This window comes from Acinetobacter sp. SA01, assembly GCF_011319235.1.
Classification (GTDB): domain Bacteria; phylum Pseudomonadota; class Gammaproteobacteria; order Pseudomonadales; family Moraxellaceae; genus Acinetobacter.
The window spans coordinates 1-6,248 of record NZ_WXXM01000038.1; the positions used below are offsets into that span (position 1 = coordinate 1).

9 protein-coding genes are annotated in these 6,248 nt (G+C 37.7%); 5 read left to right on the forward strand and 4 right to left on the reverse strand.

Annotated features, from left to right (window positions below; translation table 11 throughout):
- From GTU69_RS16730 to GTU69_RS16750, 5 genes are all read left to right on the forward strand, one after another.
- The coding region (locus tag GTU69_RS16730; protein WP_171522047.1) for a cytochrome d ubiquinol oxidase subunit II at positions 1-641 on the forward strand (641 nt) is incomplete at its 5' end.
- Positions 642-650: 9 nt separating this feature from the next.
- Entirely contained in the window at positions 651-758 is a 108-nt protein-coding gene (locus GTU69_RS16735; protein ID WP_004973777.1) for a DUF2474 family protein, read from the forward strand.
- A gap of 137 nt (positions 759-895) precedes the next feature.
- Positions 896-1,213, forward strand: a complete 318-nt coding sequence (locus GTU69_RS16740; protein WP_166172192.1) for a hypothetical protein — start codon at positions 896-898, stop codon at positions 1,211-1,213.
- 426 nt (positions 1,214-1,639) lie between these two features.
- Positions 1,640-2,950 (forward strand): FAD/NAD(P)-binding oxidoreductase, encoded by a 1,311-nt coding sequence (locus GTU69_RS16745; protein WP_166172194.1) that lies wholly within the window; start codon positions 1,640-1,642, stop codon positions 2,948-2,950.
- Positions 2,951-2,977: 27 nt separating this feature from the next.
- The gene (locus tag GTU69_RS16750; RefSeq protein WP_004973783.1) at positions 2,978-3,310 is read left to right on the forward strand and encodes a hypothetical protein; all 333 of its coding nucleotides are present in this window, start codon (positions 2,978-2,980) and stop codon (positions 3,308-3,310) included.
- A 560-nt stretch (positions 3,311-3,870) separates the two neighbouring features.
- Here GTU69_RS16750 and GTU69_RS17245 read toward each other — a convergent pair.
- From GTU69_RS17245 to GTU69_RS16770, 4 genes are all read right to left on the reverse strand, one after another.
- Complete coding sequence (locus tag GTU69_RS17245) at positions 3,871-4,074, reverse strand: hypothetical protein (protein WP_086197089.1); 204 nt, start codon at positions 4,072-4,074, stop codon at positions 3,871-3,873.
- A 161-nt stretch (positions 4,075-4,235) separates the two neighbouring features.
- Positions 4,236-5,006, reverse strand: coding sequence for a twin-arginine translocase subunit TatC (tatC, locus tag GTU69_RS16760; RefSeq protein WP_166172196.1), 771 nt, complete (start codon positions 5,004-5,006; stop codon positions 4,236-4,238).
- Positions 5,003-5,440 (reverse strand): Sec-independent protein translocase protein TatB, encoded by a 438-nt coding sequence (gene tatB, locus GTU69_RS16765; protein ID WP_166172198.1) that lies wholly within the window; start codon positions 5,438-5,440, stop codon positions 5,003-5,005. Before tatB ends, tatC begins: the two co-directional genes overlap by 4 nt.
- Positions 5,441-5,457: 17 nt before the next feature.
- Positions 5,458-5,679, reverse strand: coding sequence for a Sec-independent protein translocase subunit TatA (locus tag GTU69_RS16770; RefSeq protein ID WP_004973793.1), 222 nt, complete (start codon positions 5,677-5,679; stop codon positions 5,458-5,460).
- Positions 5,680-6,248 lie beyond the last annotated feature (569 nt).

Below are 6,248 nucleotides of genomic sequence, written 5' to 3' on the forward strand. Positions count from 1 at the left end.
TCTTGAGCTCATTTTTCCAAGGATTGATTTTGGGAGCCTATATTCAGGGGATTAAAACCACGAATGGCATCTATACTGGCGGTGGTCTGGATTGGTTAACCCCCTTTTCCCTGTTTACTGGTTTAAGTGTAGTCGTACTGTATGCAACCCTGGGATGTGGTTGGTTGATCTTTAAAACCGAAAAAATGCTGCAGAACCGCATGTTTGAATTGATGCCGAAACTGCTGATTTCATTACTGGTGATTTTTGTTTGTGTCAGTATTTATACGCCTTTGGCTCATCATCAAATTGCAGAACGCTGGTTCAGTCAACCGCAACTCTTTTATTTCAGCCCGGTCCCCGTACTGGTTTTGCTGTTTACTTTCCTGGCAATCAAAGCCTGTAAGCAGCGCAAAGAGTTCCTGCCATTCATTTATACTTTAGCTTTGGTGATTCTGGCTTATAGCGGTTTTCTGATTAGTTTATGGCCTTATGTCATTCCACCATCCGTCACCATTTGGGAGGCTGCAGCACCTGCCAGTAGTCAATTATTCGCCCTTATTGGCGCACTGATCTTAATTCCGATCATTCTTATTTATACCGGATTATCCTATTGGGTTTTCAGGGATAAAGTGCGTGTGGGTGATGAAGGTTATCATTAAGGAGGCAGAATGAAAATTTCTGAATTGAAATGGTTTATTGGCTTATGGCTGGCTGGTTTTTTAAGCTTGGCCTTGGTTGCAGGGCTATTTAGATTGCTGTTGAAATTGGCGTATTAAGTTTTAAACACAGGTCAGTGAGGTTTTCCTTACTGACCTATTTTCTATAGAGGTTCAGTTTTTCTAGATGTAAAAAGTTGCTGGATCTGAATAAGTTTGATGAAAAATTTGGACTAAAAATAAATTAGGAGTAAATGATGAAAAACCATCTTTTTTGTGTAGGCATTAAATTTAAAAAAGCATCTGAACAAACGGCATCCTATGCCTATCAGACAGCTTATCTGGGTGCAAATGACATCTATGAAGCCATTCATCGGGTAGAAAAGCAGCTTGAGCAAGAGGGTAATGAGATTCTGTTTATCCGTGGCTGTTGGGTTGTCGATGCAGACTGTGATGATGGTTTCTGTCCAACAGATGAGAGTAAAATGTTGGCAAACAATGATTTGCTCTTTAATGACCAGATCGTGTTTGGAAAGTTACAAGAATGGTCCATCAATAATAATTACGAATACTAATTTTGTGAGCGATGCATCAGTTAGTTTTTCTTTCTGATGCTGTGTACTGTTTTTAATTTAATATATTAATCTACGCTCTCAGCACATACTAACCAAGCATCAAAAAAGTGATTAAATAAAATCAATTTATATATAATTTAACCTTCTTGTAAATAAAAGCATAACAGGCTAAAACAATCTATATAAAAAAACAGCATCAGGATTGTTTAATTATCATGCTTTGGTCGGCTATGAAAAATTTTGTTTTTTAAGCAAAATTAACTAGATAGTATGATCTCATCTATTCGAATTTTATTAGGATCAGAAGACTAGAATGGATTGATGTTAGTGATCTACATATGACCTAAGATCAGAAATGAAATAGAGATTCTAAAGTCGGTCATTGAATAACACTTTAACGATAAAAAAGATTCGAAAGGAGAATACATGAGTATTCGTAATAATCGACGGGATTTTCTAAAAATGGCAGCCGGTGTCGGACTCATCACCACAACAGGTCTGCATTTAAGTCATACCACTCAGGCTTCAGCAGAAACGAATGCGGTTACTGTGGTTGTAGTAGGAGCAGGATTGGCCGGGCTGGCAGCGATTAACCGCTTAAGCAAACAGTTGCCGAATGCCAAGCTAATACTTGTTGATCCTAATACCACGCATCGATATCAACCAGGTTATACCTTATTGGCAACTGGGATATGGCAATCAGTTGATAAAGTATTAAATGATAATACAAGCCTTGTACCCAAAGATGTGAATTGGATTCAATCTAATGTGCAAGCGTTTGAGCCTGACCAAAATCAAATAGTGACAGAGGCAGGTGAAACAATAAAGTATGATTTTTTGGTGGTTGCTACCGGACTGCGTTTAGGGTATGAACAAATCCAAGGTTTATCCAACAGTGATTTGGGTAAAAAGGGAATTGGTAGTGTCTATGCTAGCCCCGAAATAGCTTTAGCAACTTGGCATCAGATGGACGAATTTCGAAAACGTGGTGGACGAGCGGTAATGACTATGGCGCATACGGATATGAAATGTGCAGGTGCACCGTTAAAAATGACATTCATGTTATATGACCGCTTGCAACAAGCTGGGACACTGAGCAATAGCCAAATCGATTTTTTTAGTCCAAGCAAACAAGTCTTTAGTGTTCCTAAGGTCAATGAAAATGTGATTAACCGTTGGCAATCACTTGAAAAACCAATTGATGTTTATTTTGAACAAAAATTAACAGCTATTGACGTCGATAAGAAAACTGCATTTTTTGTCGATACACAGGGAAATCAGCATACAGAAATGTATGATTTTATACATCTTGTGCCACCAATGGTTGCTGTAGATAGTGTAAAAAACAGCCCGCTTGCTAATTCTATTGGCTGGCTAGAGGTTGATAAATATACATTGCAACACACCCGCTACCCTAATGTTTTTGGATTAGGTGATACCAATGGCACTCCAAAAGGTAAAACTGCAGCTACAGTCAAGTTATCTGCTCCAGTGGTAGTACAAAATTTGATTGATGTGATGAAAGGTCAGTTACCAAGTCAGAAGTTTAATGGTTATACCTCTTGTCCACTTTTAATTGAAGAGGGTAAAGCAATGTTGGTTGAATTTGACTATGAAAATAATTTAACACCCACTGTACCATTTGTTGATCCATTGAAAGAAAGTTACTTTGCTTGGTTTTTAGAGGAAATGATGCTCAAGCCAGCCTACATGGCTGTAGCGAAAGGGCGTGTTTAATTTACCAATCAGGAACAGGAAATTATAATGATAATTTATCAAATGCTGATGATGTTGTGGGAGGCCATACTAGAAAATGGGCTTCTCGTTGTAATACTGCTCACCCTGCTAATCATGCCATGGTTATATTGGCTAATCAAAAATAGGCAAAAAACATTCAATCATCGACGTAGCGCTTGGATAGCTTTAGGTATTGCTATATTGGGATTCTTTTTCCTACCTTTATACTTTTCCGCTACTTTGTTCGATCTCAGTTATTGGGTTGATTGGGCATTTCATATCGCGATGGTCGTAGCTGTTTTCGTTTATAGCTATTTAGTTTGGTTGCCATTAACAGCAAAATACAAGACTATTAAATAGGGTAAAGTATTTGGTGAATCCCTCTTTTTTATTAGAGGCTGTTGAGAGTTAGCCAAATTAGGATGATAAATCTATAATGGCTAGACCGCGTGTGCAGAGATAAAAATAATAGACTATTTCTTAAATCTGTACTGAGTGGATCGCTCGAACCGGCAGTTCCTGGCGTGATTTACCTCCAGAATTAGGTAAAGGAATACTATCTTAAAGGGTATAGAGACTGGGTGAAATCCAATGTATTTGAAACAATACTTGCTGTGATTAATGATGATGTCGAGATAGAATGTGCCATGATGGAGGTGAAATATGGTCTTGACCGTCAATCAAGCTTTGAGATTATTTGACCGATATGCGGTCTGAAATTTTAGCACGTCATAATACAGATATACAGGCTTGTACGTTGCTGCACTCAATTTACCTATTTTACTCTTATCCAGACTTAACAATCGTTGATTAATTCTCAATACATCCTATTTCTTCTTATTATTGGACAATAAAAAAGCCCACCTTGCAATGAGCTTTTCAGCGATTAGGACATTACTTTATCAATTCATATAAATACTTTAATCCATAGAATGGATACTGAATTCATCATTTTTTGCAAAAACAATAGATGTCAAGATTGGAATAGCCAAAATAATAGGAAATGAAATGATCCATATGTCCGTTGTTACCTTACTTGAAAATAAAAATTGAGTCGCGATAACAACCAGAATTAATAATGAAAACAAAATACTCGCGAATCGGATTACAAATTTGAGAGGCATTTGTCTGCTCCTAGGTGATTCTATTTGTTATTATAAAGTATACGCCTTCTCTTAAGTTATGTATTTTTTTTTGAACGAAAAAAGTAAACATCCAGCTAATATCTCTTGGTAATCAATCTGAAGATTGTCAATAAATAAATTATATAGTTCTTATATAAAGTCTATGCATGATGGATCTTTTTGTTCTCAATTAACTTACCAAAGAACAAACCTGTTTCAAACAGCAGCCACATCGGAATAGCGAGCATAATCATAGATAATGGATCCGGTGGCGTGACAAACATGGCGATAAAAAAGCAGCCGACAATAATAAATTTACGTTTATCTATCAGTTGTTCTGTGTTGACCACTCCGATCAAAATGAGAATTAAGGTCAGAATCGGAATTTCAAAGGTTATTCCAAACACCAAAAATAACTTTAAACAAAAGCCCAAGTAACTGTTGATGTCAGTCATCGGTGCTACCGTGTCCGGGGAAACACTGATAAAAAAGTGTAAAATGGATGGCAGAGCGATGAAGTAGGCGAAAGCAATCCCTGTATAAAACATTCCGATACTACCTAGCAATAGCGGCAAAGCCAGATTTCTTTCCCTTTGATATAGGGCTGGTTTTACAAAGGCCCAGAATTGATACAGGATGAACGGCATGGCAATCATCAAGGCTATAAAAAAATTCAGTTTAAATGGCGCCATGAAGGTTGCCGTGACATCAGTGGCAATCATTGAGGAATTTACTGGCAACTGTGCGCGTAGTGGTTCAGACAGCCACTGATAACTTTGATTGGCGAAGGGTAACAGGCAGAAAAAGAGCACAATCAGTAACCCGATAATTTTAATCAGATGCTGGCGCAAGATAATCAAATGCTTGGTGATTGGCATATCCTGTAGCGTAATCTGCTGCTCCACATTTGGCGGTGTAGTTTTGGATTTCATGCCATTTCCCTGATCTGGTTACTCTGTTTATGAAGCCGAGTAAGTTGTTGGGTTTGAGAATCGGTTTGGGTAAATAAGGACAGTGGCTTGGATTCAAGAAATTTATAGACTGGAAAGTTATTTTGCTGATTATCGAGTTTGACCTGCGTCTGTTGGTCATCGGTCATGATTTTATCATGCTGTAACTGTTGCATCTGGTTCTGCATTTGCTGTTCCAACTCGTGCAGACGTTGCATTTCGTTCTGCATTTCTTCACGTAGCTCCGACAGTCGAAGTTCACGATCAATATCATGTTGGACATTACTGATCAAGCGTTTGAGGTGGCCGTACCATTTTCCGGCAAAACGAGCGGCCTCTGGCAATTTTTCAGGACCCAGCACCAATAGAGCAATGATGCCAAATACCAGCAGTTCCGTCATGCCTACATTCAGCATTTGATCCCTCCATCCACTCAGTTTTTGCTGGTTGTTGTATCGTTATTGTTCTGATGCTTCTGTTCTAGACTATGTTGTTCGTTCAATTTTACTGGTGATTCATCATCACGTATCGATTTTTTAAAATCCTTAATGGCACCACCGACATCTTTACCCAAATTTTTAAGTTTTGATGTGCCAAATAAAAGAATCACTACAATTGCAAAAATGACTACGTGCCAAATAGATAATCCCGCCATCCTTATTTCTCCTATAATTTTGTTTTATATCGCAATTACTTGCTATTTTAAGTATATGCCATTCGGCACAGGCTTGAAAGGCAAGCTGAACATTGTCCGTAGCTGAAATTTGTTTAAGGCCCTTGATTATTAAGTATAGTACTTCTCAATAAGTGCTATTAAGCATGATTGGATATTTCGATATGAGCTTTACGTCCGATGATCAGCATGAAGACATCATTTAGCTGAATACTAGTACTGTATAGCTGATTACTTAATTTAGTATCACACTAAAAACCTTGTGCAATGATATTTTATGAAAATACTCCTGTGCTACGATTTTTAGAATTTAGCTATATTTGAATAAGCAGGATTCTAGGAGCCACGTTTTCAATTAAAATATTGATGCTCTTCTTTCTAAAAAGTAGAACTAATCGTACTTGTTTGAAAATGTTATTATAAGTATAAATAATTTGTTATCTTCTGCTTTAAATTGTATTGGACTGCTCCCAGTATCCTAGACATGAGACAGCCTCATTTTGAAGCTGCTTCAAAGGCTTCTGGACTCATCCCGTCGAGATGCGAATGAC

What these genes read in the sequence shown, in the direction of transcription:
- GTU69_RS16735 (WP_004973777.1), top strand. Translation starts at nt 651, where the DNA reads ATGAAAATTTCTGAATTGAAATGGTTTATTGGCTTATGGCTGGCTGGT.
- GTU69_RS17245 (WP_086197089.1), bottom strand. Translation starts at nt 4,074, where the DNA reads ATGCCTCTCAAATTTGTAATCCGATTCGCGAGTATTTTGTTTTCATTA.
- GTU69_RS16770 (WP_004973793.1), bottom strand. Translation starts at nt 5,679, where the DNA reads ATGGCGGGATTATCTATTTGGCACGTAGTCATTTTTGCAATTGTAGTG.
- tatC (WP_166172196.1), bottom strand. Translation starts at nt 5,006, where the DNA reads ATGAAATCCAAAACTACACCGCCAAATGTGGAGCAGCAGATTACGCTA.
- tatB (WP_166172198.1), bottom strand. Translation starts at nt 5,440, where the DNA reads ATGCTGAATGTAGGCATGACGGAACTGCTGGTATTTGGCATCATTGCT.
- GTU69_RS16740 (WP_166172192.1), top strand. Translation starts at nt 896, where the DNA reads ATGAAAAACCATCTTTTTTGTGTAGGCATTAAATTTAAAAAAGCATCT.
- GTU69_RS16750 (WP_004973783.1), top strand. Translation starts at nt 2,978, where the DNA reads ATGATAATTTATCAAATGCTGATGATGTTGTGGGAGGCCATACTAGAA.
- GTU69_RS16745 (WP_166172194.1), top strand. Translation starts at nt 1,640, where the DNA reads ATGAGTATTCGTAATAATCGACGGGATTTTCTAAAAATGGCAGCCGGT.